At 60.3% G+C, this 23865-nt stretch carries 24 protein-coding genes, 1 tRNA gene and 1 riboswitch; of the genes, 10 read left to right on the top strand and 15 right to left on the bottom strand.

Annotated elements, in window-relative coordinates; all coding sequences use genetic code 11:
• The first annotated feature begins 4 nt into the window (after positions 1-4).
• Genes AXG89_RS08830 through AXG89_RS08840 form a run of 3 tightly spaced genes read left to right on the top strand, consistent with a single transcriptional unit; the run spans position 5 to position 2565 of the window.
• Positions 5-388, top strand: coding sequence for a VOC family protein (locus AXG89_RS08830; protein ID WP_062169287.1), 384 nt, complete (start codon positions 5-7; stop codon positions 386-388).
• A 16-nt stretch (positions 389-404) separates the two neighbouring features.
• A complete protein-coding gene (locus AXG89_RS08835) occupies positions 405-1583 on the top strand; it encodes an MFS transporter (RefSeq protein ID WP_062169289.1) in 1179 nt (392 codons plus the stop codon).
• A 55-nt stretch (positions 1584-1638) separates the two neighbouring features.
• Entirely contained in the window at positions 1639-2565 is a 927-nt protein-coding gene (locus AXG89_RS08840) for a hypothetical protein (protein WP_062169291.1), read from the top strand.
• Between the two features lie 61 nt (positions 2566-2626).
• Here the strand turns inward: AXG89_RS08840 and ribB are convergent, their stop codons facing one another.
• From ribB to glpD, 3 genes are all read right to left on the bottom strand, one after another.
• Complete coding sequence (gene ribB / locus AXG89_RS08845; protein WP_062169293.1) at positions 2627-3373, bottom strand: 3,4-dihydroxy-2-butanone-4-phosphate synthase; 747 nt, start codon at positions 3371-3373, stop codon at positions 2627-2629.
• A gap of 130 nt (positions 3374-3503) precedes the next feature.
• Positions 3504-3685, bottom strand: a riboswitch (FMN riboswitch).
• Positions 3686-3786: 101 nt separating this feature from the next.
• On the bottom strand, positions 3787-4545 hold the full coding sequence (locus tag AXG89_RS08850) for a helix-turn-helix domain-containing protein (RefSeq protein WP_082771375.1): 759 nt from the start codon (positions 4543-4545) through the stop codon (positions 3787-3789).
• Between the two features lie 127 nt (positions 4546-4672).
• Positions 4673-6253, bottom strand: coding sequence for a glycerol-3-phosphate dehydrogenase (gene glpD, locus AXG89_RS08855; RefSeq protein WP_062169295.1), 1581 nt, complete (start codon positions 6251-6253; stop codon positions 4673-4675).
• Positions 6254-6483: 230 nt separating this feature from the next.
• Here glpD and AXG89_RS08860 point away from each other — a divergent pair, with 230 nt between their 5' ends.
• Positions 6484-6864 carry a hypothetical protein gene (locus AXG89_RS08860; protein ID WP_062169297.1) on the top strand — a complete coding sequence of 127 codons (381 nt, stop codon included), beginning with the start codon at positions 6484-6486 and terminating at the stop codon, positions 6862-6864.
• 31 nt (positions 6865-6895) lie between these two features.
• On the opposite strand, the gene AXG89_RS08865 is transcribed toward AXG89_RS08860, so the two are convergent.
• Together AXG89_RS08865 and AXG89_RS08870 are read right to left on the bottom strand one after the other, a co-directional pair.
• A complete protein-coding gene (locus AXG89_RS08865; protein ID WP_062000698.1) occupies positions 6896-7093 on the bottom strand; it encodes a hypothetical protein in 198 nt (65 codons plus the stop codon).
• Between the two features lie 269 nt (positions 7094-7362).
• Positions 7363-8142, bottom strand: a complete 780-nt coding sequence (locus AXG89_RS08870) for a DeoR/GlpR family DNA-binding transcription regulator (protein ID WP_062169299.1) — start codon at positions 8140-8142, stop codon at positions 7363-7365.
• 498 nt (positions 8143-8640) lie between these two features.
• Here AXG89_RS08870 and AXG89_RS08875 point away from each other — a divergent pair, with 498 nt between their 5' ends.
• Both AXG89_RS08875 and AXG89_RS08880 read left to right on the top strand, forming a co-directional pair.
• A complete protein-coding gene (locus tag AXG89_RS08875) occupies positions 8641-9468 on the top strand; it encodes a ferritin-like domain-containing protein (RefSeq protein ID WP_062169301.1) in 828 nt (275 codons plus the stop codon).
• Between the two features lie 70 nt (positions 9469-9538).
• A complete protein-coding gene (locus AXG89_RS08880) occupies positions 9539-10054 on the top strand; it encodes a hypothetical protein (protein ID WP_062169303.1) in 516 nt (171 codons plus the stop codon).
• 51 nt (positions 10055-10105) lie between these two features.
• On the opposite strand, the gene AXG89_RS08885 is transcribed toward AXG89_RS08880, so the two are convergent.
• The 4 genes from AXG89_RS08885 to AXG89_RS08900 form a co-directional block, all read right to left on the bottom strand.
• Entirely contained in the window at positions 10106-11596 is a 1491-nt protein-coding gene (locus tag AXG89_RS08885) for a DEAD/DEAH box helicase (protein ID WP_062169305.1), read from the bottom strand.
• Positions 11597-11841: 245 nt separating this feature from the next.
• A complete protein-coding gene (trhA, locus tag AXG89_RS08890) occupies positions 11842-12462 on the bottom strand; it encodes a PAQR family membrane homeostasis protein TrhA (protein WP_061998558.1) in 621 nt (206 codons plus the stop codon).
• A gap of 240 nt (positions 12463-12702) precedes the next feature.
• Positions 12703-14001 carry a c-type cytochrome gene (locus AXG89_RS08895; protein WP_062169307.1) on the bottom strand — a complete coding sequence of 433 codons (1299 nt, stop codon included), beginning with the start codon at positions 13999-14001 and terminating at the stop codon, positions 12703-12705.
• Positions 14002-14022: 21 nt separating this feature from the next.
• Positions 14023-14772, bottom strand: a complete 750-nt coding sequence (locus AXG89_RS08900) for a c-type cytochrome (RefSeq protein ID WP_061998560.1) — start codon at positions 14770-14772, stop codon at positions 14023-14025.
• 415 nt (positions 14773-15187) lie between these two features.
• Here AXG89_RS08900 and AXG89_RS08905 point away from each other — a divergent pair, with 415 nt between their 5' ends.
• Positions 15188-16123: a copper resistance D family protein gene (locus AXG89_RS08905; protein ID WP_062169309.1), complete on the top strand. Its 936-nt coding sequence runs from the start codon at positions 15188-15190 to the stop codon at positions 16121-16123.
• Positions 16124-16152: 29 nt separating this feature from the next.
• On the opposite strand, the gene AXG89_RS08910 is transcribed toward AXG89_RS08905, so the two are convergent.
• Positions 16153-16452: a hypothetical protein gene (locus tag AXG89_RS08910; RefSeq protein ID WP_062000699.1), complete on the bottom strand. Its 300-nt coding sequence runs from the start codon at positions 16450-16452 to the stop codon at positions 16153-16155.
• A gap of 287 nt (positions 16453-16739) precedes the next feature.
• Positions 16740-17888 carry a galactonate dehydratase gene (gene dgoD, locus AXG89_RS08915; RefSeq protein ID WP_031359553.1) on the bottom strand — a complete coding sequence of 383 codons (1149 nt, stop codon included), beginning with the start codon at positions 17886-17888 and terminating at the stop codon, positions 16740-16742.
• Positions 17889-18008: 120 nt separating this feature from the next.
• On the opposite strand from dgoD, the gene AXG89_RS08920 reads away from it, so the two are divergent.
• The 3 genes from AXG89_RS08920 to AXG89_RS08930 all read left to right on the top strand — a co-directional run bounded on the left by AXG89_RS08920 (position 18009) and on the right by AXG89_RS08930 (position 20850).
• Entirely contained in the window at positions 18009-18731 is a 723-nt protein-coding gene (locus tag AXG89_RS08920) for a FadR/GntR family transcriptional regulator (protein WP_236873320.1), read from the top strand.
• Between the two features lie 144 nt (positions 18732-18875).
• Positions 18876-19907: a DedA family protein/thiosulfate sulfurtransferase GlpE gene (locus AXG89_RS08925; RefSeq protein WP_062000701.1), complete on the top strand. Its 1032-nt coding sequence runs from the start codon at positions 18876-18878 to the stop codon at positions 19905-19907.
• A gap of 43 nt (positions 19908-19950) precedes the next feature.
• Positions 19951-20850, top strand: coding sequence for an alpha/beta fold hydrolase (locus tag AXG89_RS08930; RefSeq protein WP_082771376.1), 900 nt, complete (start codon positions 19951-19953; stop codon positions 20848-20850).
• Between the two features lie 58 nt (positions 20851-20908).
• Here AXG89_RS08930 and AXG89_RS08935 read toward each other — a convergent pair whose 3' ends face one another.
• The 4 genes from AXG89_RS08935 to AXG89_RS08950 all read right to left on the bottom strand — a co-directional run bounded on the left by AXG89_RS08935 (position 20909) and on the right by AXG89_RS08950 (position 23779).
• The gene (locus AXG89_RS08935; RefSeq protein WP_062169311.1) at positions 20909-21193 is read right to left on the bottom strand and encodes a hypothetical protein; all 285 of its coding nucleotides are present in this window, start codon (positions 21191-21193) and stop codon (positions 20909-20911) included.
• Complete coding sequence (locus AXG89_RS44610) at positions 21168-21629, bottom strand: TIR domain-containing protein (protein ID WP_075358985.1); 462 nt, start codon at positions 21627-21629, stop codon at positions 21168-21170. Before AXG89_RS44610 ends, AXG89_RS08935 begins: the two co-directional genes overlap by 26 nt.
• A gap of 303 nt (positions 21630-21932) precedes the next feature.
• A tRNA-Met gene (locus tag AXG89_RS08945) sits at positions 21933-22009 on the bottom strand.
• A gap of 111 nt (positions 22010-22120) precedes the next feature.
• Entirely contained in the window at positions 22121-23779 is a 1659-nt protein-coding gene (locus AXG89_RS08950) for an MFS transporter (RefSeq protein ID WP_062169313.1), read from the bottom strand.
• Between the last annotated feature and the right edge of the window lie 86 nt (positions 23780-23865).

Here is a 23865-nt window from a genome sequence, read left to right on the forward strand (position 1 = left end):
CGATATGAAGCTGGATCACGCCACCATCGTCACGCCCGATTGCGAGCCAATGCGCCGTTTTTTCACCGACGTAGCCGGCATGACCATCGGCCCGCGTCCGCCGTTCGGCATAGGCGGTTGCTGGCTGTATTTGAACGGCGCGCCGGTCGTGCATCTGGTCGAAAGCGGGTCGGTGCTTGCCGCGCCGGCCGGAGGGCGAGCGGCGACGCGTATTGACCACATTGCGCTGCGCGTAACCGATGAAGCCGAATGGCAAACCTTGCTCGCGCGTCTGCACGAGCATGCCGTGCCGTTTTCCGAAGCCGACGTGCCGGTTTCCCGCGAACGCCAAGTGTTCGTGCAGCTTGCGCCCGGCGTGGTCGTCGAATTTGTCGTCCAGCTTTCTTAATACCTAGGACCTTCCCATGCCTATCCCACTTCTAGCGCTTGCCATCAGCGCCTTTGCCATCGGCACGACCGAGTTCGTGATCATGGGCCTGCTACCTGATGTGGCACGCGATCTGGCTGTATCGATACCGTCTGCCGGCTTTCTCGTCACCGGCTATGCGCTTGGCGTAGCCGTCGGTGCGCCGCTGCTTGCCGTACTCACCGCAAAATTGCCGCGCAAACTTTCGCTGCAATTGCTGATGGGCGTATTTATCGTGGGCAACGTCTTGTGTGCCATGGCGCCCGGCTATTCGATGCTGATGGTGGCGCGCGTGGTGACATCGTTCGCGCACGGCTCGTTTTTCGGCATCGGCGCGGTGGTCGCGGCGTCGCTCGTTCCGGCTGAAAAGCGGGCAAGCGCGATTGCGCTGATGTTCACCGGGCTCACCCTGGCGAACGTGCTGGGCGTGCCGTTCGGGACGTTTATCGGACAGCAGTTCGGATGGCGCGCGACGTTCTGGGTGGTATCGGCGCTCGGGCTCGTGTCGCTGATCGGCGTGGCTGCGCTCGTTCCCAACAAACACGATTCAGGACCGTCGAACTTCGGCCACGAACTGCGCGTGCTGAAAGAGCCGCAAGTCTGGCTGGCACTGGCCATGACGGTGCTCGGCTTCGGCGGCGTCTTTGTGGTGTTCACCTACATTGCGCCGATCCTCGAGCAGGTCAGCGGCTTCGGGCCCCACGGCGTGACGCTCGTGCTGGTGCTGTTCGGCGTTGGACTCACGATCGGCAATACGATCGGCGGGAAGCTCGCCGACCGGGCGCTGATGCCGTCGCTGATGGGCATTCTGGTCGCACTCGCCATCATCATGGCCGTGTTCGCAAAGACGAGTCACAACCAGATCCTCGCCGCGATCACGATTTTCATCTGGGGCATCGCCGCGTTTGCGACCGTGCCGCCGCTGCAAACGCGGGTGGTGGAGAAGGCGAAACACGCGCCGAACCTGGCATCGACGCTCAATATCGGTGCGTTCAATCTGGGTAACGCCGGCGGCGCGTGGCTCGGCGGCATGGTGCTGCAGCAAGGTCATCCGCTGGATTCGCTGCCGTGGGTTGCGGCGGTAGTGGCGATCGTGGCGCTCGCCGTGACGTGGTATGCAGGCCGTCTCGATGGCCGTGGCGAAAGCGCCGCCGCCCGTGCGGCTGACGCCGTGTGAGATCCGCAGCCGGGCCGATGTCATTGACCCGGCGACCTCAACCGACTAGCGTGTCGTGCGCGCCGCAATTCGTCACCATGTGGCTGATTGCTGCAATCCGCGTTTCAACACGCTTTTCGACCGGGGTTTTATGGAAGACATCACGCTGAGCCAATGCCTGAGGGGCGCATGGCGCGACGCCGCGCTGTCCGTGCGGCGCATGCCCACGCTTTTCCTGCTGGCGTTCGTCCTCGTGCTCGGCACGGGCATCGCCGGATATCAGGAACAAATCTCAGCGCCGCCTTCGGCCAGCCCGCTTTCATCGATGACCGATGGCAGCGCCGTCCACGGCGCCGCGCTGGGTCATTCGCTCACATCGCTCGGGCTCGCGTTCCTGCAGTCGCTCGTGATCGCGGTGCTGGCGGTTCAGGTGATCCGCTTTTCGATGACGCTGCACGCAAAGCCGGGCGCGTCCGGCGTGGAAGCACAGCCAAAACGCCTCTGGGACGCCGGTTTCCGCCGCTATTTCCTGCTGTGCATCGCTTTAGTCGCGGCCTATGTGGGGGCGACTATCGTAGTGGTGATCGCGTGGATCCTGATGCGGCTGGCGGGATTGTCGAGCGGGACATCGATGGCAGCGACTGCCACGCTCGCCATCCTTGCGCTTTGCGGCATGAGCTACGTGTCGGCGCGCCTTGCGCTGCTGTTTCCTCACACCGCGGCGGGCGGGCGGCTTGCATGGCGCGCCGCGTGGGAAGATTCACGCGGACATTTCTGGGCGATTGCATCGACGGCCGTGGTTGCCATCTTGCCGATCGTGGCGATTGCGACAGTGTTCACCGTGGTCACGGAGATGCTGGCGACGGCGGCTTCCACCGATAGCCTGACCGTGGGTTTGCTGGTCGTGCAGAGCATCGTCACTCTGTTTTACACGGCGACGACCGCGACTTGCTCGGTTTGGCTCTACAAGAAGTTCGGAGCGGTTTTGAAGGCGCAGCCTTGACGTTGTGCTTGAAGAAAAAAACGCGGCTCTCGAGCCGCGTTTTTTTTGTGTGGAAGCCGCGTTAGACGGTTTCATCAGCTGCGTGCGTTTCCTGAAGGGTTTCCCGAGCGTCTGCCAACGCCATCCGGAAATCCGCCAGTTCGGCGATGGTCAGCACCGGGATATTCCGCTCCTTCACGAACGCATCGATTTGCGCGCCTCGTGCCATCGTTCCATCCGGGTTCATGAGTTCGCACAGCACGCCGGCGGGTTTCAGGCCCGCGAGAATCGCGAGATCGACCGTCCCTTCCGTATGTCCGCGCCGCGTGAGAACGCCGCCCGGTTGCGCACGCAACGGAAACACGTGACCCGGACTCACGATATCGCCCGGCTTCGCGCCATCCGCAATCGCCGCGCGAATCGTCGTCAGCCGGTCCACGGCGGACACGCCTGTGGTCACGCCTTCGCGTGCTTCTATCGATACCGTGAAGGCCGTGCCGTACTTGCTGCCGTTGTCGGCGACCATGGGCGGGAGATGCAGCGCGCGCACGGCGTCGTCCGGCAGGCACAGGCACACGATGCCGCTGCACTCGCGGATCATCAGCGCCATGCCTTCAACGTCGAGCTTTTCCGCCGCGTAGATCAGGTCGGCTTCGTTTTCGCGGTCATCGTCGTCGAGCAATGCAACGGCGCGGCCTTCGCGCAAGGCTTGCAGCGCGGCGGCGATTCGGGGAGGGGTCTTGACGGAATTTTCGGCCGAGCGAAGTTGCTCGAAGTCGGCGAATGCGTCGGGAGTGAAGCAATTGAGGCTGGAAGCAGCTACGGACATGATGAAACGCTCTCGCAATAGAAATGGGCGAAAAACGTTTCAGGGCATTGCAAACAGGCAGGACGGCACGCGAGACCTGGCGCGGACGTCAAGACGCCACGACAAACACGCGATACGAACATGACCATCTGCACATCTTCTCTCATCCGGACTATGACCGTCGGCTCTGGCATCTCACCAGATCTGCTGACCCCGTGGCCCGGTTCGTAAAACACTACGATCCGGTCCACGGGCGCTCGCGGGCTCGCATCGGGCTTTGAAAACCTGACGCATACCGCCGGTGGGGAATTACACCCCGCCCTGAAGACGTACTGATTTGTCGCTGGACACTTAAAAACCGCGACTAATTTCAGGATACAACATGCCAGCCAATGTTGCAGCGCCGCTTGGTGGCGGCGCGTTGGCTGGCGAACTTAATTTGTCTCGTCGATACGCCGCGAGTCGCCCGGCACATGCCAGCGCGGTGGCGTTTCCGCATTCACCGTGACCTGATACGCACGCGCTTCCGTGCTCCCGGGATTGCGCAGCGCGTGGGGCTGGTCGGCGTCGAAGACAATGGCGTCGCCAGTGCCGAGCAATTGCGTGCGGTCATGCACGCGCAGCTCCAGCGTGCCGTCGCTCACGACCAGATTGACCGTGGTGCCGGGCGGCCTGGGGCTGCCGGTCTCGGTGTGCAGCGGCGCGATGCGCAACTCATGGAATTCCGCCGATGCCGGCGCGCTCAGCGGAAACAGCGGTCGCGCCGAAAAGCGTCCATTCGATGTCACCAGCCGCGTCGACTGATCGGCCGCGAGAAACTCGATGCCGTTCGTTGCATGACGCCGCAAAAACGCCGCGACCGACACCTTCAACGCGCCGGCGATCTTGTGCAAGACCTTGATGGACGGCACGCTGCGGGCCGATTCTATCTGCGCGAGCATCGCACGGGAAACGCCGGATGCGCGGGCGAGGGCGTCGAGTGAAAGCTGGCGCTCCGCCCGCAGCCTCGCCAGGTTCACGCCGACAAGATATTCCAGTGCGTCGCTTGCTTCCTGAGCGCTCGTCTGAGGAACGTGTTCCTCAAGATGGATTTCCGTCGATGTCGCCCGCGTTGCCTCGGCGCGTTCGGCCGGCTCGCGTGCGTCGTACGATTCGCGCACGAGTTCCAGCGATGAATAAGCCGGTGCAACCATGATGAGCCTCCATTCGGACATGCCGCGCAGACCGGCGCGGCATCGGTGAAGGAAAGACTAGCATCGGCAGAAGTTGCATCAAACGAAGATATCGTCACACCGTTATCAGGCGCGGCAGGATAGTTTTTTACACGGCGGTTCGCGATGGAGCCAGCGGCGCGGATTGAAATTGCGGTTGCGCCCATGCTTGTGTTTGTGCAAACCATCCGTCGATACGCCGCGTCACCTCATCCAGCGATCCGGGCTCCATGTGCAAGCCGAGTTTCGAGCGGCGCCACAGGACGTCGTCGGCGCAGGTCGCCCATTCGTTGTCGCGCAGATAGCGCAGTTCGGCCTCGTAAAGGCCTGGCGCGATGGCTTCGCCCAGACCGGTCAGCGAGGTTGCATCGCCGAGCAGCTTTTGGACACGGGTTCCATAAGCGCGTGCATACCTGTGAGCCAGATCCGCCGGCAGCCATGGCTTGTTCTGCTTCAACGCGGCGAGGAATCTGTCGAAATTCGCATCGGCGATATCGCCGCCCGGCAGCGGCGCACCTTCCGTCCAAGTCTTGCTTTTGGCGGGAGACTGGAGCGCGTCGCCGAGTTTATCGACGGCTTCTTCCGCGAGCTTGCGAAAGGTCGTGATCTTCCCGCCGAACACCGATAACAGCGGAGCCTGGTTCGCGGGGGTATCGAGTTCGAGCAGATAGTCGCGCGTGACGGCCGATGCGTTTTCCGCGTTCTCGTCCTCGAGCAAGCCGCGCACGCCGGAATAGCTCCAGCAGACGTCGTCGGGGCCGATGTGCTTCTTGAAGTACCGGTTAATCGACTCGCACAGGTAAGTAGTCTCTTCGGGGCTGATGGTCACCTTCGATGTATCGCCGTGATACTCCAGATCCGTCGTGCCGATCAGCGTGTAATCGTGCTCGTAGGGAATTGCGAAGATGATGCGCTTGTCCGGATTCTGGAAGATGTATGCGTGGTCATGTTCAAAGAGGCGGCGCGTGACGATATGGCTGCCCTTGACGAGGCGCACGGTATGGCGCGTGTGTGTGCCGCTGCCAAGCGACCCTTTGAGCAGTTTGCTGACCCACGGACCCGCCGCGTTTGCGATGGAACGCGCTTGCACGTCGAACGTCGCACCGTGGTCGTCCACGAGCGTGGCATGCCACACACCGTCGTTGCGCGCCGCGCTGACAAGCCGCGTGCGAGTCTTGATCACCGCGCCGTGTTCCTGCGCATCGACCGCGTTCAGCACGACCAGGCGCGCGTCGTCCACCCAGCCATCGGAATACACAAAACCGCGCTTGATCGAATCGATGAGCGGCGCGCCGGCGGGGTGTTTGCGCATGTCGATGCCTCTCGACCCTGGCAGCAACTGGCGCCGCGCGAGGTGATCGTAGAGGAACAGGCCGGCGCGGATCATCCAGGCCGGGCGCAGGTTGGGCATGTGCGGCATCACGAAACGCAGCGGCCACATGATGTGGGGCGCGGCGCGCAGCAAGACTTCGCGTTCCTGCAACGCCTTGCGTACGAGCGAGTATTCGCCATATTCGAGATAACGCAGGCCGCCGTGAATGAGCTTGGTGCTCGATGACGACGTATGCGACGCCAGATCGTCCTTCTCGCACAACAGCACGCTCAAACCCCGGCCCGACGCGTCGCGTGCAATGCCCGTGCCATTGACCCCGCCGCCCACGACGAGCACATCGAAAAGATTATCTTGCATCGCTTATTCGCCTCATTTGCCTTCGCCGCGCTCCGGCAGAACATAAATGTTCGAATTCGAAATTTAACGAACAAAAACGAAAATGTAAAGTCGGCTGATCGGCTAACGCTTCGTTTTGGCGAATATTCTCGGTTTTCGGTCGTTTACCAGAGCAACGGGCCGTTTGGCCGAGTGGCGCGAAGGCGGCGTCAGACCGATACTGTGGAAAGTGAAAACCGGGAGTAAAGACAATGCGAAAGTTGCTGGTGGCAGGCGCGTTTGGGGCGCTGGTGCTGGGCGGATGTGTTTCGACGCCCGATATGTCGGGGTCGATGGGCGCGCCTTCCTTGAGTGCGCTGCAGTCCATGTGCGGTTCGACCGCCGTGGATTACGGCGCGGATGCGCAGAGCGTGTACTCAGCGTTATTCGATGCGTATGTGGCGCGGAAGCGCGGCAAGGTATCGAAGGATCAGTTCTGCGCGTTCCAGGCGGGGATCGCGGACCAGCATTCGACGTTCGCGGCCAGCCGCACGACTGAAGCGCAAAGCGCATGGGCGACGTTCTTTGCCGATCAGCGGGCGCAAGCGCTCAGTTGGCGCGCCGCCGTCGATCCGACGTTGCGCGCGGGCTGAATGAACAAAGGCGGGTTAAACGAGGCGAGGATTACGAATACCGCTTGATTGCCTTCATCGTGGAGTCGCCAGTAGCCGTGAGGCTCCAGAGCTGAAGTCCCGATGCGAGATTCTCCAGTTGCACGAGCTGACGCTCGAGGAGGGCGTCGAGTTCGTCGCGAACCATGTCCATCTGGTTGGGTGCTTCCTGTAGCAGGAGCAGCGTGGCAAATTCGTGCGGACTGAGCATCGTGTTCTCCATGACGCGTTAAGCGAGGCAGGAACTTCGAGCCGGCAGACCTATGGCGAACAGCCGCTTCCTGAGCCTTGGAAGGCGGCGCTGCGTAGCCGGGATTTGATTGTATGCAAGCGCCGCTCGAGTGCCAAACGCTTGCGCAAAATAATGGGTTTGACTTTTGGGAGGCGCGAAAGCGGTTCGGCGGGAGCGGGAAAACGTAGAGATTACCTGAGGTTCGTGCCGCAGCGCACACATCGATTTCGGTTGCGCTCATCGAAACCTTACTCGGCGATGTACACCTGCGTGTTCGCAGCCTTGAGCGTTTCGGCCATTTCCGGCGGCGTAGGGGCATCGGTGAAAAGCGCGTCGATCTGATTCAGATGACCGAGCCGGACAAGCGCCGGACGGCCAAATTTCGAGTGATCGGCGGCGAGGAAAACGGTGCGTGCGTGATTGATGATCGCTTCGGCCACGCGGACCTCGCGGGTATCGAAGTCGCGCAGTGTGCCGTCGGGTTCAATACTCGACGCCCCGATGATCGCAAAATCCACCTTGAACTGACGGATGAAGTCGATGGCAAGCTCGCCCACAATGCCCTTGTCCCACGGACGGACAATGCCGCCGGTGATCAGTACTTCGCAATCGGGGTAGCCGCTCATCATGGCCGCCACGTTGAGGTTGTTCGTTATCACGTGCAAGCCTCGGTGCCGGTTCAGCGCCCGGGCAACTTCCTCGGTCGTGGTGCCGAGGTTGATGAAGAGCGAAGCCTGATCAGGAATATGCGATGCAACCAGCGCAGCGATGCGGCGCTTTTCATCGTGGAACATGCGCTGGCGCGCCGTGTACGAGACATTCTCCGAACTGGTCGGAAGGCTCGCGCCGCCGTGGTAACGGCGCAGCAGGTTCATGTCCGAGAGCCAGTTGACGTCGCGGCGAATGGTCTGTGGGGTGACGTCGAAATGTGTGGCCAGGTCCTCGACGGTCACGAAGCCATCGCGTTGCACCCAGTCGAGCAGCTCTTGCTGTCGTGCGTTCAAGGTGATGCGGGGATCTCGAGTCATGGCGTCCGTACGTGCGCTTCAATGTCGTGAGGTGGCCGTATTGTAAGGGATAGGCCGCATCGACTGGACGATAAGGCCGTGCGGTATAGACATCCCCACAAGCAAACTCCCTGAGGATGGCAAGTTGATCGCTGAACGTCGATATCTCGCAGCTTCAGGTATTACAACCGTCCCACTTGTCATCCCGCAAACAGCAGTGTGATTGCGCTTTGGCGAAATCGACTTGTAAGCAAGACCAGGCCGCGCTGTTCGCGCACTGGCAACTTACTCCCATGACTCGGTATGATTTGTGCTGAATTAAACAGTATCCGGAACTGACCCATGGCTTGAGCAGTCTCTCTTCGTGCCTGCAGCTTCGCTATAACCCGGCTAATATGCAGGCTCAAAGAAGTCCTCAACCACATGAGAACGCCATGACTTCGTTGTTCATGGCGTTGCCTGATTTTCGGCCGGTTTGGCTGACGGCGCGTTCAATACAGATTTGGGAGCGCGATATTTATGCACACTGAAAGTACCCATGTGATGCCTTGGCGGATCGAAGACATCGACCTGTCCCGGATCGACCGTCGCAAGGCGGCATCCAACGAACATCTGCTTTTGTTGCTGTGTGCGGCCTCGTTCATCGAGAGCGGCACCGATCTCTACACGAGCAACCTGAGCACCTATTTCAACGACGATCCGGAAGTTTCCTCATGGCTCAACACCGAGTGGGAGCCGGAGGAAATGCAGCACGGCCGCGCGTTGAAGACGTACATCAACCATGTGTGGCCCGAGTTCGACTGGGACACGGCCTTCAAGAATTTCTTCGCCGAGTACTCGCTGACGTGTTCGGTCGAGGACTTCGAGAAGACCCGCGCGCTGGAAATGGTCGCGCGGTGCGTGGTGGAGACCGGTACGGCAACCTTGTACCGTGCCATCAATGAATGCTCCGACGAACCGGTGCTGAAGCAGCTCACAGACAACATCCGCACCGACGAAGTCCGTCACTACAAGCACTTCTTCCGCTTCTTCAAGAAGTACAACAAGATCGAAGGCAACGGCCGGTTCGCCGTGCTGGGCGCGCTGCTGCGACGCGTGATGGAAATCAAGAACGAGGATTCCGAGATCGCGTTGCGCCACGTTTTTGCCATCCGCTATCCGGATCGTGCGAACGATACAGCGCATAATCGCGAGCTGGCAGCGCGCGTGAACGCGCTGGTTCGACGCAACTTATCGGCAGATATGTGCGTGAAAATGCTGCTCAAGCCGCTGGACCTGCCCGCACGCATCCAGCCTAGCGTTCACTATCCGATCGCGAAGATCACGCAGCACGTTTTCTTCCGCTGAGCTTCGCTGTGAGTGACGCTTCGATCGATGGCCCGCTTTCGCGGGCCATCGTCCTTTCACGGAGTTCCATATGAACGATCCCTCGGCATCGGGTACACGCGACATCGAGCACGGCACGTTCGACGAATGGCCGTTGCCGCTGCGTGCGCTCTTCGACGGCACATCGATAGAAACGAAAGCGGGTTTCACCGCATCGCTTCTCGCCGCCGATGAAGGCCGCATCCGGACGTCGTTGTTGAGCGTCGGCGAGTTGTTCGCGCCGGACCCCGGCAGCTTGTGCTTTTCGTTGTGGCCGCAGTCGCGGGCGGCGCGGGTGATATCGAAGACCGGCGTGGCCACACTGACCTTCGTCTTCGATGAAGCGTTCTTCCAGGTGCAGCTACAGGCCAAGGTCGTGCCGTTAGGGGACTCGCCGGTGACGTGTTTTATCGCGACGATCGAGAGCGGTGAATGGCAGAAGGTTGCCTACGCGCGGCTCGTGCAGGGAATCGAATTCGCCTTTGCCGAGGGGCAGGAGAACGCCGTACTTGACCGCTGGCGTCACCAGGTGGAAGGACTGAAGCGGGCCGCGAGCGCGGCCCCCTGAAACGAAAACAGCGGAGCTAAAAAGCGCCGCTGTCTGAACTCACCGCATCGATTAACGCCCGCGTTGACCCGTGCGCGGCGTATCGCGCCGGCCAGCACCGCCGCCTTCAGTCCGCGGCATGCCGCCCAGCAACGCGCCAGCCGGTCGTGCGCCTTCCGGCTTGCGCGGAGCGCCGCTGTTGCCGTTGCCGCCCGTCTTGGCCGCTACCGGCTTTTGCGAGCGCGATCCATTGCCGCCACCGCCATTGCCGTTGCCATTCCCCCCGCCGCCATGCGCCGGCTTGGCCGGTCCACGGCCGCCACCGCCATTCGCCTGTTTCGGCGCGCCCTGACGCGGCGAACCTTGACGCGCACCGCCGCCGCCCTGGCTGCGTCGGAGGATCGGTTCCGGCTTCTGGGTCAGATCCGGCTCGAACCCCGCAATCACTTCCTGCGGAATAGGGCGCTTGATGAGCCGCTCGATATCCTTGAGCAACTGATGTTCATCGACGCAAACCAGCGATACCGCTTCGCCCGTCGCCCCAGCACGTCCCGTGCGTCCAATCCGGTGAACGTAGTCTTCCGGCACGTTCGGCAGATCGAAGTTGACCACGTGCGGCAATTGATCGATATCGATACCGCGCGCCGCAATATCCGTCGCCACGAGCACCTGCAGCGTGTTGTCCTTGAACTCGGCCAAAGCACGCGTACGCGCCGACTGGCTCTTGTTGCCGTGAATGGCCAGCGCGCTGATGCCGTCCTTCGTCAACTGCTCGGCCAGGCGGTTCGCGCCGTGCTTCGTCCGCGAAAATACCAGCACCTGGAACCAGTTGTTCTGGCGGATCAGATGCGTGAGCAACTCGCGCTTTTTGTCGCGATCGACCGGGTGGATCTTTTGCGCGATCGCTTCGACGGTCGAGTTGCGGCGTGCCACTTCGATCAGCGCCGGCTTGTCGAGCAGGCTGTCGGCGAGGGTCTTGATTTCATCGGAGAAGGTAGCCGAGAACAGCAGGTTCTGGCGCTTCGGCGGCAGCTTGGCGAGTACACGCTTGATGTCGTGAATGAAGCCCATGTCGAGCATGCGGTCGGCTTCGTCGAGCACGAGGATCTCGAGCTTCGACAAGTCGATGGTCTTTTGCTGCATGTGATCGAGCAACCGTCCCGGCGTCGCCACGACGATGTCCACGCCGCGCCGCAATGCATCGATTTGAGGATTGATGCCCACGCCGCCGAACATCACGGTCGATTTCAGCTTCAGGTACTTGCCGTAAGTCCGCACGCTTTCTTCGACCTGCGCGGCGAGTTCGCGCGTGGGCGTCAGGATGAGCGCACGAACCGGGCGCTTGGCACCGGCCGCAGGGGCGGCTGCCTCGGACAAACGTTGCAGGATAGGCAACGTAAAACCGGCCGTCTTGCCGGTGCCGGTCTGCGCGCCTGCCAGCAGGTCGCCACCGTTCAGCACGGCCGGGATGGCCTGCGACTGGATGGGAGTAGGGGTGGTGTAGCCTTGTTCAAGGACCGCGCGAAGCAAGGGTTCGGACAAGCCGAGGGAATCAAAAGACATAAGTGTTCACAGATTCGGTATGCCGACCGGCGTTGTCGCATAGGCCTCAAATGAGGTGCGCGCGTACGACGATCGAGGAAATCGGGCGGCATGACGATCGGGGCGCTTGCTTGAAGTCAAGCAGGAGCGCCGGGAAAGTTGCCGCGAAGATCAACGCGCTATCAAGACACGCTGACTGGCGTTAAGTTGCATTTGAAGCGCGCACGCTTCAAATCATCAGGCATTGAGTGCCGATCAGGGCAGGCTCACGCAACATAGCGCGCAATGCTGACGAATTGACACAAGCTGCCGCCCAACACGAACAGGTGCCAGATGCCATGGCCGTGCCGGATGCGCTCGTCGTTGATGAAAAAGTAAATGCCGGCGCTGTAGATCAAGCCGCCTGCCAGCAGCCACGCCGTGCCGGCGGGCGGTAATGCTGTAACGAGAGGACGGATGGCTACGAGCGCGAGCCAGCCCATCAACACGTAAATCACCATCGATACACTGCGGGTTCGGCGCCCGAGCGTGAGTTCCTGAACGATGCCAAGAGCAGCAAGCCCCCAGCTTACCCCGAATAGCGACCAACCCCACGGACCGCGCAACGTGACGAGCGTGAACGGCGTGTAGCTTCCCGCGATCAGCAAATAAATGGCCGAATGATCGCATTTCTGCAATACAGCCTTGAGCCGCGGGCTGCGGACCCAGTGGTAGAGCGTTGAGATCGCGTACAAGGCGAGCAGCATGGCGCCATACACGGCAAAGCTCACGATCTTGTACGGATCGCGTTCCAGCGATGCCATGGTCACGAGCGTTGCAAGTCCCGCCACCGACAGTACAGTGCCGACAAGATGGGTAACGCTGTTGAACCGCTCACCAACGTGCATCGAAGAACATCCTCACTGCCTGCGCTGCGTTTTCCGCATGTATCTGCAATCGCCCGGTATTTTACCGCGAGACCGGCTACTCAAACGGATAGTCCCCGACTCGCTTTGATTGCGCACAGGTGCTGCATGCAAATGCCGGGTGCAAAAGTCGAGCGCAAAAAGAAGAAGGGCGCCGCCCCGACTGCGAGGCCTGCGCCCTTCACTGTATTTTACGCTACTAGTCGAACTGGTCTCTTTCGGTCAGTCCAGCGGCGCCGAACGCAGGTTGCTCACTTGTTGCGGCGACACCGGCGTACCGTGGTTGCCCCAGGACATACGAATGTACGTCACAACCGCAGCCACTTCCGTATCCGACAACGCTTGCGCGAACGGCGGCATGCCATACGGATGCGGGTTGCCTTCCGTGCTCGGCGGATAACCACCGTTGAGCGTCATGCGGATCGGGTTCACGGCCGATTGCATCTGGATGGACTGGTTGTTGGCGAGCGGCGGGTAAGCCGGCGGCTTGCCGAGACCGTTCTCCGCGTGGCACTTCGCGCAATTTTCCGTGTAGATCTTCTTGCCCTGGACCAGCAACTCGCCACCAAATTTCTCCGATGTCTCGAACTGCATGGTTTCCGGCGCTTCCTTCTTTTGCGGAATCGACTTGAGGTACGTGGTCATTGCGCCGATGTCTGCGTCCGTCATGTATTGCAGACTGTTGTGAACCACTTCGGCCATTGGACCGAATACGGCGCCACGCTGCGATACACCCGTCTTCAACAGGTCGTTGATATCCTTCGCGTCCCAGTCGCCAAGACCGGCTTCCTTGTTCGACGTGAGCGAAGGCGCATACCAGTTCTGCAGCGGAATCAGGCCGCCGCCGAAGGCTGCCGAGCTCACCGGGCCGCCGAGCGGGTTGATCGAGGTGTGGCACATGCTGCAATGGCCAAGCCCTTCGATCAGGTACGCACCCCGGTTCCACTCGACCGACTTCGTGGGATCCGGCTTGAACTCGCCTTCGCGGAAGAACAGCACGCGCCAGCCAATCAGCATGTTGCGCTGGTTGAACGGGAAGCGCAGTTCGTGCGGACGGCTGGGTTCGTTCACAGGCGGAACCGAGCGCATGTACGCGAACATGGCGTCCGAGTCGGCGCGCGTGACCTTCGTGTAAGCCGTGAACGGCATGGCCGGGTAAAGCAGGCTGCCGTCTTTCGAGCGTCCGTTATGGATCGACCGGTAGAAATCGTCCGATGTCCATTTGCCGATGCCGTATTGATCGTCCGGCGTGATGTTCGGCGTGTACATGGTGCCGAACGGCGTCAGCATGGGCAGGCCGCCCGCGAACGTCTTCCCGCCGCGAACCGTGTGGCAGGCAATACAGTCACCAGCGCGCGCCAGGTACTCACCGCGTTTGATCAGCTCGGTCTGGTCGGCGGGCACGGCGGCGACAGCGCCGCTCGAATGGAATGCGTCGCCACCCGACCAGAGGGCGGCAGCGGCTGCGGCAGCCGTAAGGACGACAACCGCCGAGAGTGCGAACAGGGACTTGCGTTTCATATTCTTATCGCTCCTCGCGCCTTATTGCGGTTCGCTGCCGCAAACGAGCGGCATCTTGCGTGAGCCAGCGGGCGCGGGTACCGGATTGGCCGGTGCGGTTTGCGTGGAAAGCCAGGCGGCGACAGAGGTCACGTCGTCGTCGGTCAGGCGGGATGCGATCTGTTGCATGCAGTCAGGTGCTTTCGCGTGACGCGAGCCCGCACGCCAAGCGCCGAGTTGCGCGCTGATGTAATCGGAGTGCAATCCCACGAGACCCGGAATAGCCGGTTCCATACCAGTGAGCGACGCGCCGTGGCAGGCCGCGCAAGCCGGAATGTTGCGGCTCGGGTCGCCGTTCAGCACGATCTGCTGGCCTTTCGTCACAGTCGATGCCGACACGGTCGGCTTGGCCGGCTGCGGATAAGGCGGGCGCTGTTGCGAGAAATACGTGGCGATCTGGTGAAGGTAGTCGTCGGAGAGATACGTGACGAGGTAGTTCATGGGCGGATACTTCCGGCGGCCTTCACGGAAGTTCTGCAACTGGTTGTACAGGTACTCGGCGGGTTTGCCGGCAAGACGCGGGAAATAGTCATTGTCCGTGCCTTCACCATGCACGCCATGACATGCCGTACAGCCCTGCACGCGTGCTGCCATGGTGTCCGGCGCGACGGGCTGGGCGGCTTGAGCTTCGGCGGCGCCGGCGGCAGCGCTGGCAGTCCCTAAGAGCGCCAGCGCCATTAGCGGGGCGAGCAACGGACGAAAGATGCGTCTTGAAGACACGCGACACTCCATGAATTTCGAGGACCTGCCGAGCTTCGTTCGGCCCGGTGCGAATATGTGGTGAACCATTGCCACATTGGCTCTGCGAGCCTCTGATGCGACGCGGCATTCTATCATCGTTGCCTGATGATGACTATTTGAGCATTGACCTGTTGTGGCTGACTTTCAACCTCTGCGCGACAATTTGCCGCGCGACTGATCGACAGGGGATTTGAAACTCTTCAATCACTGGCGGGGCGTTGCGTTCGACAAAGCATCGACTCGATTTCGACCATTTCTTGCAACTGTCCTTGTCGTGCATTCAATGTGCCCGTTCCGATAGACTCGCGGTCCGGAAGCCCTGTTGCGCCGATCCACGACACCCCACCGAACTTTCAATGCCTTCCTCGTTCGCTTTCAGCATGACTCAATTTCCGCAGGTGTGCGCATGAACGGCGATCCGCTCTGGTTGTCGCAGGTCGTTATCGCTGCGTTTGCCGATATTGCGTTCGCCTGCACGCTCGGCGCGGGATTGCTGAGCGTGTGGTTATCGAAAGAGAAAGCGGTCGAGGCCAAGTCGCCCGCACACGCCGCGTGGCAAAAAGCGCGGCGGTTGAGCATCGGCGGCGCGGTCGTGCTGGCCGCGGCGAATCTCATGCTGGTCTGGCTGCAGGCGGCATCGATGAGCGGCACGCCTTTGTTCGATGCGTTCTCCGCCGTTGTCGCCGTGGTGACCAGCACGCATGCGGGTATCGGCTGGGCGATCGCCTTTGGCGGCAGCGTGCTGCTTAACTTTGCAATGGTGTTCGCGACCGCGAAGGGCAGTCCGCGGCTCGGGTTGTTCGCGGTGGGCGCGATCGTGGCCGCGGCGGGGAAGGCGTCGATTGGCCATGCCGCCGATGCCGGCGCGTTTTCGCTGGCCGAAGGCGTGCAGACCATCCACCTTCTGGCGACCGCGTTATGGGGCGGTGTGGTGTTCGCGGGCGCGTGGAGCGTGTTGTCGGCGTTGGGGACATCGCTGGCGCGGGCGTTTTTGATTCGCACAGCCGGAAAGATGTCGACGATGTCCGTGATCGCCGTCTCGCTGGTGGTAGCGACCGGCATCTACAACGCCTGGCGCGGGTTGGGCGGTTCGGCAGAAGCGCTCGAAGCAAGCGCGTGGGGCCAGGCGCTGGTGGTGAAAGCGGTGCTGGTCGCGACCGCGTTGCTGCTCGGCGCAATGAACCGATGGTCCGTGTTGCCGCGATTGCAGCGCACGGCATCGACAGTCGATGCCCGCACGTTCACCGGCGTCATGCGTGTAGAGGCGGTGTTGATCGTTGCGGTGTTTGTCGCGGCCGCCGTGCTGTCGCACAGCGTGCCGGGGTTTGCATCGGCGGGATGAAGCGCAGGCGAGTGTTGTGCCTGGCGAGCTTATTCGTAACCGAGTCTGTGACTCACTATAGGCGCGCAGAACAGCGCCAGCGCGCAGCCGACTGCCTTGCCCTGCAACTCGATGAACGCCTTGTGCGACATGGGCGATGAAAACAGGACATCGGCCAGTTGCGGCAGGCAAAACAGCACCGCAGCGCCAATGAAGCATTTCGTGACGACCGACAGCCGCCAGTTGTACTGCGCGCCCATCGAGGCGCAGATCACGCGGAGCACGCCGAACAGCACAAGCGCGCCAACGGCCATTTGCGTGCGGATATATTCGTCTGGAAGTGTGTACATGCTGGACTCTTTCGCTTTATCGTCGCGCTCTTCCCGGGCGCATGGGTCGGAACATCAGTACACGAGATAATGCAAGACGCGGGCCAAGCGTCGATGCTGCATGCAAAGCCTTGCTGCAAAAGGGTTCTCCAGAATTACGAACGCCCTTTTTTAACGGCGTAACGCGCTGCGAGAACGTAGTTCAACAGCGCGTTACGTAACGACATCAAGACAAACCGCTGTCTCGACAAACCGTATTCTACGATGCCTTAAGCAACCGTATCGTACGGTGCGCCGCAATTCTCAGATCACCATTCTGCAACGCTGCCATCGGCGTGACGCCAGACCGGATTGCGCCAGCGGTGACCAACCTTCGCCATCTCGCGCACCTTCTCTTCGTTCACTTCGATACCCAAGCCCGGCCCTTGCGGAATCATCACCATGCCGTCTTCGTATTTGAAGACTTCCGGGTTCTTGATGTAGTCGAGCAAATCGTTGCCCTTGTTGTAGTGAATCCCGAGGCTTTGCTCCTGGATGAAGGCGTTGTAGCTGACGGCATCGATTTGCAAGCAGGTCGCCAGCGCGATCGGCCCAAGCGGGCAATGCAAGGCGAGGGCAACGTCGTAGGCTTCGGCCATCGATGCAATCTTGCGGCATTCCGTGATCCCGCCCGCATGCGACGCGTCTGGCTGGATGATGTCCACATAACCGCCGGCCAGGATGTGCTTGAAGTCCCAGCGCGAGTAGAGACGCTCGCCAAGCGCGATCGGCGTGCTCGTCTGGTTCACGATATCGCGCAACGCCTCGACGTTCTCCGACAACACCGGCTCTTCGATAAACAGCAGCTTGAACGGATCGAGTTCCTTCGCGAGGACCTTCGCCATCGGCTTGTGCACGCGGCCGTGGAAATCCACGCCGATGCCGATATTCGGACCCACCGCTTCACGCACGGCCGCGACGTTGTTAATGACCGCCTGGACCTTGTCGAAGGTATCGATGATCTGAAGTTCTTCCGAACCATTCATCTTCACGGCCTTGAAACCGCGATCCACAACGGCGCGCGCATTGTTCGCGACATCGCTTGGACGATCGCCGCCAATCCATGAATACACCTTGATGCGGTCGCGCACCTGGCCGCCGAGCAGCGCGTGAATGGGCACGCCGTGATGCTTGCCCTTGATGTCCCACAGCGCCTGATCGACGCCCGCAATCGCGCTCATGCCGATCGGCCCGCCACGATAAAACCCCGCGCGATACATCACCTGCCAGTGATCCTCGATCAACAGCGGGTCCTTGCCGATCAGGTAGTCCGAGAGTTCATCGACCGCAGCTGCGACCGTGTGCGCGCGGCCTTCCACCACCGGTTCGCCCCAGCCGACGATGCCTTCGTCCGTCGTGATCTTCAGAAAACACCAGCGCGGCGGAACGATAAAAGTTTCGAGTTTCGTGATTTTCATGCTGGCGTCTCCTGATTGTCTGGTGAGTGAGGAACGAGGGTTTCAATGCTATCAAAAATCAGCTCACTCTGTATATTAATAGTACTATTCGACGGAAACGCTTGCCAGTAAAGGGTCCGTTTGTGGGTCCGTATAATCGCGTCATTTTGCGCAAAGGGGAAAGTCATTCAGCACGATCTGCACGGACGCGTCGCGTACGACCTCGGCACTGAAATCTTGCGCGGCGATTTCGCGCCCGCGACCATCTTGCCGCGCGAAGCCGAACTCATGGAGCGCTTTGGCGTGAGCCGGACCGTGCTGCGTGAGGCGTTGCGGACGCTGACATCGAAGGGATTGATTGAATCGCGGCCCCGGATCGGCACGCGCGTGCGGCCTCGCGACGCGTGGAACCTGCTCGATGCCGACGTGCTCGAGTGGTACTCGCGTGTCGCCAAGCCCATGCAGTTCGCGCTCAAGCTGCAGGAAATGCGCGAGATGATCGAACCTTATGCCGCCGCGTTGGCCGCTGCGAATCACGATGAACATGCGATGGCGCGTCTGGCCGACGCCCATCAAGCCATGCTCGATGCCCGCAACGTCGACGAATGGGTGCGCGCCGACCTGCGCTTTCACTTGAGCGTGCTGAACGCGTGCAGCAACGAGTTGCTCGTGCCGCTCGGGACGCTGATCGAGCGCACGCTTGAGGCGCAATTGCAGTTGAATGCGCGTCGGGCGGAGGTGTTCAATGCATCGATGGCCGAACACACGGCCGTCTTCGATGCCATCGCCAAGCGGAAATCAAGCGCTGCGCGTCACGCCATGGCCGGTTTGCTCGGCGTGACGCGAGCGCGGATCGAGGGGTGATCAGCGAGCGTTAATGCGCCTGTAAGCCCGGCGATATTTTCGTTTTCGCTATAAAGTTGCGGGTCAGGCGCGGTTTTGTTGATATCGGTCAAACAGTAAATCTACAGAACGTTGCGCTCTGCACTCAATGCGAGGAGCACGATTTTGCCGCACGTTCCGATCTCTTTAGTGTCGTCCTGGGGCGCGTGGGCCGTGTTCGTCAGCGTGCTCGCTACGCAGCTCGGCGTGCCCATTCCTGCCGCGCCCATGCTCGTGCTCGCCGGTACGCTGGTCGCGGCCGGGCTCGCTTCGTTCTGGCATATGTTGGCTGCTGCGGTGATCGCGGTGGTCATCGCCGATTCTCTCTGGTTTGCCGCCGGAAGGTTTTACGGCCGGCGGTTCCTGAACTCGCTCGTGCGCTTCTCGCTTTCCCTCGATACCACCTTGCGTACCGCCCGGCATTGGTTCGAGCGTTTTGGGGCGCCTTTGCTCGCGTTGTCCAAGTTCGTGCCGGGGCTTGGGCTGGTTTCATCGCCCATGCTTGGGACCACGCAGATCGATGTGCGCGTATTCCTGTTCTGGGATTTCGTGGGCGCGACGCTCTGGGCATCGGCCTGGATGCTGGGCGGCGCGATCCTGAAGGCCGAGGTCGCGGATCTGCTCGTGTTCGTGCGCACATATGGGCTGACCGCGCTCGATGTGCTCGGCATGGCTGCGGGGGTGTTCTTGGCGTATCGATGGGTGCGACGCCTGCAGTTTCGCCGATGGCTCGCGAAGTACCGGATATCGCCCGAGCAGCTCGATGAAATGATGCGCTCCGATGCGCCGCCCGTCATTTTCGATGCCCGGCCGGAAGAGATCCGGCGCAAGGAGGCGCACAGGATCAAGGGCGCGTTGCCGCTGGATCTGCAGGCATCGGGGAAAATCGATGAGATGTTTCGCGAGCGCGAGGTGGTGGTCTATTGCGTGTGTCCGAACGAGGCGACGGCCAAGCAGATCGTGCGGCAGTTAAAGGCGAAGGGGTTCTCGAATGTGCGGCCGCTGAAGGGCGGGCTGGATGCCTGGGAGAAGAAGGGGTTTCCGGTGGAGGCCATTCCTTTGGGCGGTGGGCGGGGTGCTGATGTTGAGGATGCTTCGTTCGATGATCAGGACTCGATGGGCGATATGGTTACCGTTCGGGCTACGGCGCCGGAGTGAGGGTTTGGGTGGTTTGTTGGTTTGCTAATTGGAGTTGCATCGGATGACGCTGTTGGATGGGGTGGATCCCTCGCAACTTTTTGGCTTGCCCATGCCCGATGTGGCAACGCTCGACCACGGCGTGCAAGTGCCCTTTGTACAGACCGGGCACGAGCACCAGGAAGTCATGCTGTTTATTCACGGCTCGCTTTGCGACTTTCGATACTGGAAGCCGCAGTTGGGACCGCTTGGCAGGCAGTATCGATGTGTCGCGCCGAGTCTTTCGCATTACTGGCCTTCCGGGAGGGCAGGGGCGCTTGGGGTGGCGGGGGATTTACGGCCGTTTAGCTGGGATGCCCATGTTGATGAGATGGGGCAGTTTATCGAGCGGCTTGGGGTGGGAGCGGTGAATGTTGTCGGGCATTCGAGGGGTGGGTGTGTGGCGTTTCATCTCGCCGTTCGGTATCCGGAGATGGTGAAGTCGCTGGTGCTGGCTGATCCGGGTGGGGCGGTGGCTCGGGCCGGTGATGATGCGAGGGCGAGGACGGTGCTGCCCGCGCCTGTTAATGCGCTGAGGGCGAAGGCAGCGGAGTTGATTGCTGCGGGTGAGGTTGATGCGGGATTGGAGTTGTTTGTCGATTCAGTGAGCCGGCCCGGGTTCTGGGCGCGGAGTCCGAAAGAGTTTCGGGCCATGGCGATGGATAACGCCGATACCTTGGCGCTTCAATTTCGCGATCCTTTGCCTGCTTACGATGCAAGTGCGGCGGGAAGGGTGCAATGCCCTACGCTGCTTATCGAAGGGGAGAAGAGTCCGAAGATGTTTCGGGATGCGGTGGGAGCGTTGGAAAGGTGGATCGATGGGGCAAGGCGGGTGACGATTGAAGGGGCGTCGCATGGGATGAATGTTACGCATGCGGGGGTGTTTAATCGGGCAGTGAGTGAAAAGGGCCGTGCTCTTTACTGAGCGACAGCCATTACTAAAAGTGCTGTCCAGCTCCGACGCTCAAAGAGCGTCGTCAAATTCAAAGCAGATCAGCAAGATCTTGACGGACAAGAGTTTCCTTGAATTGAGGGATGACCCATCCCTGAAGCGTCCGATTATAAGACGCGTAAGGGAGTGCGGAAAGGAGCTCTCTGTGAACAGGATCGTCACTTTTAAGTAAGAAGGACTTCTTGTATTGCTCGATCTTAATCTTTGCCGTTACCTCCTTGCCCGCCGGAGCAACGTGTTCGCTTGATGCGCCGATATGAGCCCTGATAATCGGGGCAGCAATTTCGATTTCACTTAGATGCGTCTGATCGCGCATAACCTGCAATATTGATGTGCATGCAGGGGTTCACCGCTGAGACCCGATTTGAATCGCGTCGATTCGATTTATATTCGGTTAAGTTCAGGCCGAAAAGATCGGTTGGTAACCTTACGCCTCTTGATTCTGGAACCAGGGAAAAATAACGCTTATGTCCCAGTCGCCCGATAAAAAGCCCTAGCTTGAAGAGGACATTGTCTCGTACCACCTGATGTTGCTCGGATCTCATTATTAAAGTGTCGTCCGGGCTAAATACGAAAATACCGAACTGCGAATCGTCTAGTTCGTCAATTAGACTATTCAACGCGAAAGAAGATGGTTGAAAAACACCACTTTTCCAAACGGTGCACTCTGCTTCCCGAGTTAGATTTGTACGGATTGCATTAGCAATCGGGATCCCTTCTCGGGACGAACTTATAAATACCTTTGGCTTCATCAGTCCTCCTAGCGTTCAACATCAGTGCATCGCAAATTCAGCGACGGGCATGATCGTATAACGCTGTGCGGAGGTTTGACGTCAAGTCGCAAATTTTTACTTTTGGTGACGTTAAGAGAATTGACGCACGACTGAAAATTTCGCGATTAGTGCGTCGCATTGACGCATATTCGTTACGGTGGGCTGATAGAAACAATCGAAAAAGATGACTTTGCCAAATGCGGTAACCGCGACAAAAGATCTTGGATGTTCAACGCAAAAAAGGCTTTGCGGAGTTATCCGCAAAGCCTTTTTCTTACAACTTGGTGGCGAATCAGGGATTCGAACCCCGGACCTGCGGATTATGATTCCGTCGCTCTAACCGGCTGAGCTAATTCGCCAAGAGATCGAGATTATGAAGAGGGTTGCAAAACCTGTCAACCCCTTCCAAGCTGATTCCTATCGACAAAGTGGGTTAGGCGGCAACAGTGCTATCCGCCGCCGCTGGACGATCAATCCGAGTCATAAACCGCCGTCCCCCGGGTCTCCTTCACAAACAGCATCCCGATCACGAACGCGGCCACGGCAATCACAATCGGGTACCACAGTCCTGAAAAGATATTCCCCTTGGCCGCCACGATAGCAAACGCCGTAGCCGGCAGAAACCCGCCGAACCAGCCATTGCCAATGTGATACGGCAGCGACATCGACGTATACCGGATCCGCGCCGGGAACATCTCCACGAGCATCGCGGCAATCGGCCCATACACCATCGTCACGTAGATCATCATGATGGTCAGGATCACGATAGCCATCGGCCAGTTGATCAGCGCCGGATCAGCCTTCGCCGGATATCCCGCCGACTTCAGCGTGCCCGCAAGCGTCTTGTCGAACGCGGCGCCCTGGACCTTCGCATCGGCGGCCTTGCCGTCATACGTGTTCACCACCGTGTCGCCCACCTTGATCTGCGCGACCGTCCCGGCCGGCGCGGCCACGTTCTCGTAGTTCAAGCCGGCCTTCGACAACGCGCTCTTGGCAATATCGCAGGAGCTCGTGAACTTCGATGTACCCACCGGGTTGAACTGGAACGAACACTCGTCGGGATTGGCAATGACGGTGATCGGCGACTTGATGGTCGCGGCTTCGAGCGTCGGGTTCGTGTAGTGAGCGAGCGCGTGGAAGAGCGGGAAGTACGTCAGCGCGGCAATCAGGCAGCCAGCCATGATGATCGGCTTGCGGCCAATCTTGTCGGACAGCGACCCGAAGAACAGGAAGAACGGCGTGCCGATCAACAACGCCACCGCCACCATGATGTTGGCGCTGGTGCCATCGACTTTCAGCGTCTGCGTCAGGAAAAACAGCGTGTAGAACTGGCCCGTGTACCAGACCACGGCTTGTCCCATCGTCAGGCCGAAGAGCGCGAGCAGCACGATCTTCAGGTTCTTCCATTGACCAAATGCTTCGGTTAGCGGCGCTTTCGAGGTCTTGCCTTCGGCCTTGATGCGCTCGAAAACCGGCGATTCGTGCAACTTCATGCGAATCCAGACGGAGACGGCGAGCAGCAGTATCGACACCAGGAACGGAACGCGCCAACCCCACGCACCGAAGGTGTCTTCGCCAACGGCGCTGCGCACCACGAGGATCACGATCAGCGAGATGAACAGGCCGAGCGTGGCCGTGGTCTGGATCCACGCCGTCCACGCGCCGCGCTTGTTGGAGGGCGCATGTTCCGCAACGTAAGTCGCCGCGCCACCGTATTCGCCGCCGAGCGCGAGGCCTTGCAGCAGCCGCATCGCGATGAACAGCACGGGCGCCGCTATACCTATGGTCCCGTATCCGGGCAGCAAGCCGACCACGAACGTCGACAAACCCATGATCACGATGGTCACAAGGAACGTGTACTTGCGCCCGACCATGTCGCCGAGACGGCCGAACACGATCGCACCGAACGGACGCACGGCAAAACCCGCTGCGAAGCCGAGCAAGGTGAAGATGAAGGCGGCTGTCGGGTTCACGCCCGAGAAGAAGGTCCTGCTGATATAGATGGCGAGCGAGCCCGCCAGATAGAAGTCGTACCACTCGAACACCGTGCCCAGCGATGACGCGAAAATCACGCGCCGTTCTTCGCTTGTCATCGGTGCGTGGGAAATGCGTCCCTCGACCGTCGCCATGAATCATCTCCTGATCTTGATTTTTGAATGGCACCCCGCGCATGGCGGCACCGTGCAGCGATTATTGGAGTGAAAACTTACGGCGT

The sequence above is a fragment of the Burkholderia sp. PAMC 26561 genome (assembly GCF_001557535.2).
In the GTDB taxonomy this organism is placed as follows: Bacteria; Pseudomonadota; Gammaproteobacteria; order Burkholderiales; family Burkholderiaceae; genus Caballeronia.

What these genes read in the sequence shown, in the direction of transcription:
- AXG89_RS08830 (WP_062169287.1), top strand. Translation starts at nt 5, where the DNA reads ATGAAGCTGGATCACGCCACCATCGTCACGCCCGATTGCGAGCCAATG.
- AXG89_RS08835 (WP_062169289.1), top strand. Translation starts at nt 405, where the DNA reads ATGCCTATCCCACTTCTAGCGCTTGCCATCAGCGCCTTTGCCATCGGC.
- ribB (WP_062169293.1), bottom strand. Translation starts at nt 3,373, where the DNA reads ATGTCCGTAGCTGCTTCCAGCCTCAATTGCTTCACTCCCGACGCATTC.
- AXG89_RS08850 (WP_082771375.1), bottom strand. Translation starts at nt 4,545, where the DNA reads ATGGTTGCACCGGCTTATTCATCGCTGGAACTCGTGCGCGAATCGTAC.
- glpD (WP_062169295.1), bottom strand. Translation starts at nt 6,253, where the DNA reads ATGCAAGATAATCTTTTCGATGTGCTCGTCGTGGGCGGCGGGGTCAAT.
- AXG89_RS08860 (WP_062169297.1), top strand. Translation starts at nt 6,484, where the DNA reads ATGCGAAAGTTGCTGGTGGCAGGCGCGTTTGGGGCGCTGGTGCTGGGC.
- AXG89_RS08865 (WP_062000698.1), bottom strand. Translation starts at nt 7,093, where the DNA reads ATGCTCAGTCCGCACGAATTTGCCACGCTGCTCCTGCTACAGGAAGCA.
- AXG89_RS08870 (WP_062169299.1), bottom strand. Translation starts at nt 8,142, where the DNA reads ATGACTCGAGATCCCCGCATCACCTTGAACGCACGACAGCAAGAGCTG.
- AXG89_RS08875 (WP_062169301.1), top strand. Translation starts at nt 8,641, where the DNA reads ATGCACACTGAAAGTACCCATGTGATGCCTTGGCGGATCGAAGACATC.
- AXG89_RS08880 (WP_062169303.1), top strand. Translation starts at nt 9,539, where the DNA reads ATGAACGATCCCTCGGCATCGGGTACACGCGACATCGAGCACGGCACG.
- AXG89_RS08885 (WP_062169305.1), bottom strand. Translation starts at nt 11,596, where the DNA reads ATGTCTTTTGATTCCCTCGGCTTGTCCGAACCCTTGCTTCGCGCGGTC.
- trhA (WP_061998558.1), bottom strand. Translation starts at nt 12,462, where the DNA reads ATGCACGTTGGTGAGCGGTTCAACAGCGTTACCCATCTTGTCGGCACT.
- AXG89_RS08895 (WP_062169307.1), bottom strand. Translation starts at nt 14,001, where the DNA reads ATGAAACGCAAGTCCCTGTTCGCACTCTCGGCGGTTGTCGTCCTTACG.
- AXG89_RS08900 (WP_061998560.1), bottom strand. Translation starts at nt 14,772, where the DNA reads ATGGAGTGTCGCGTGTCTTCAAGACGCATCTTTCGTCCGTTGCTCGCC.
- AXG89_RS08905 (WP_062169309.1), top strand. Translation starts at nt 15,188, where the DNA reads ATGAACGGCGATCCGCTCTGGTTGTCGCAGGTCGTTATCGCTGCGTTT.
- AXG89_RS08910 (WP_062000699.1), bottom strand. Translation starts at nt 16,452, where the DNA reads ATGTACACACTTCCAGACGAATATATCCGCACGCAAATGGCCGTTGGC.
- dgoD (WP_031359553.1), bottom strand. Translation starts at nt 17,888, where the DNA reads ATGAAAATCACGAAACTCGAAACTTTTATCGTTCCGCCGCGCTGGTGT.
- AXG89_RS08930 (WP_082771376.1), top strand. Translation starts at nt 19,951, where the DNA reads ATGACGCTGTTGGATGGGGTGGATCCCTCGCAACTTTTTGGCTTGCCC.
- AXG89_RS08935 (WP_062169311.1), bottom strand. Translation starts at nt 21,193, where the DNA reads ATGCGCGATCAGACGCATCTAAGTGAAATCGAAATTGCTGCCCCGATT.
- AXG89_RS44610 (WP_075358985.1), bottom strand. Translation starts at nt 21,629, where the DNA reads ATGAAGCCAAAGGTATTTATAAGTTCGTCCCGAGAAGGGATCCCGATT.
- AXG89_RS08950 (WP_062169313.1), bottom strand. Translation starts at nt 23,779, where the DNA reads ATGGCGACGGTCGAGGGACGCATTTCCCACGCACCGATGACAAGCGAA.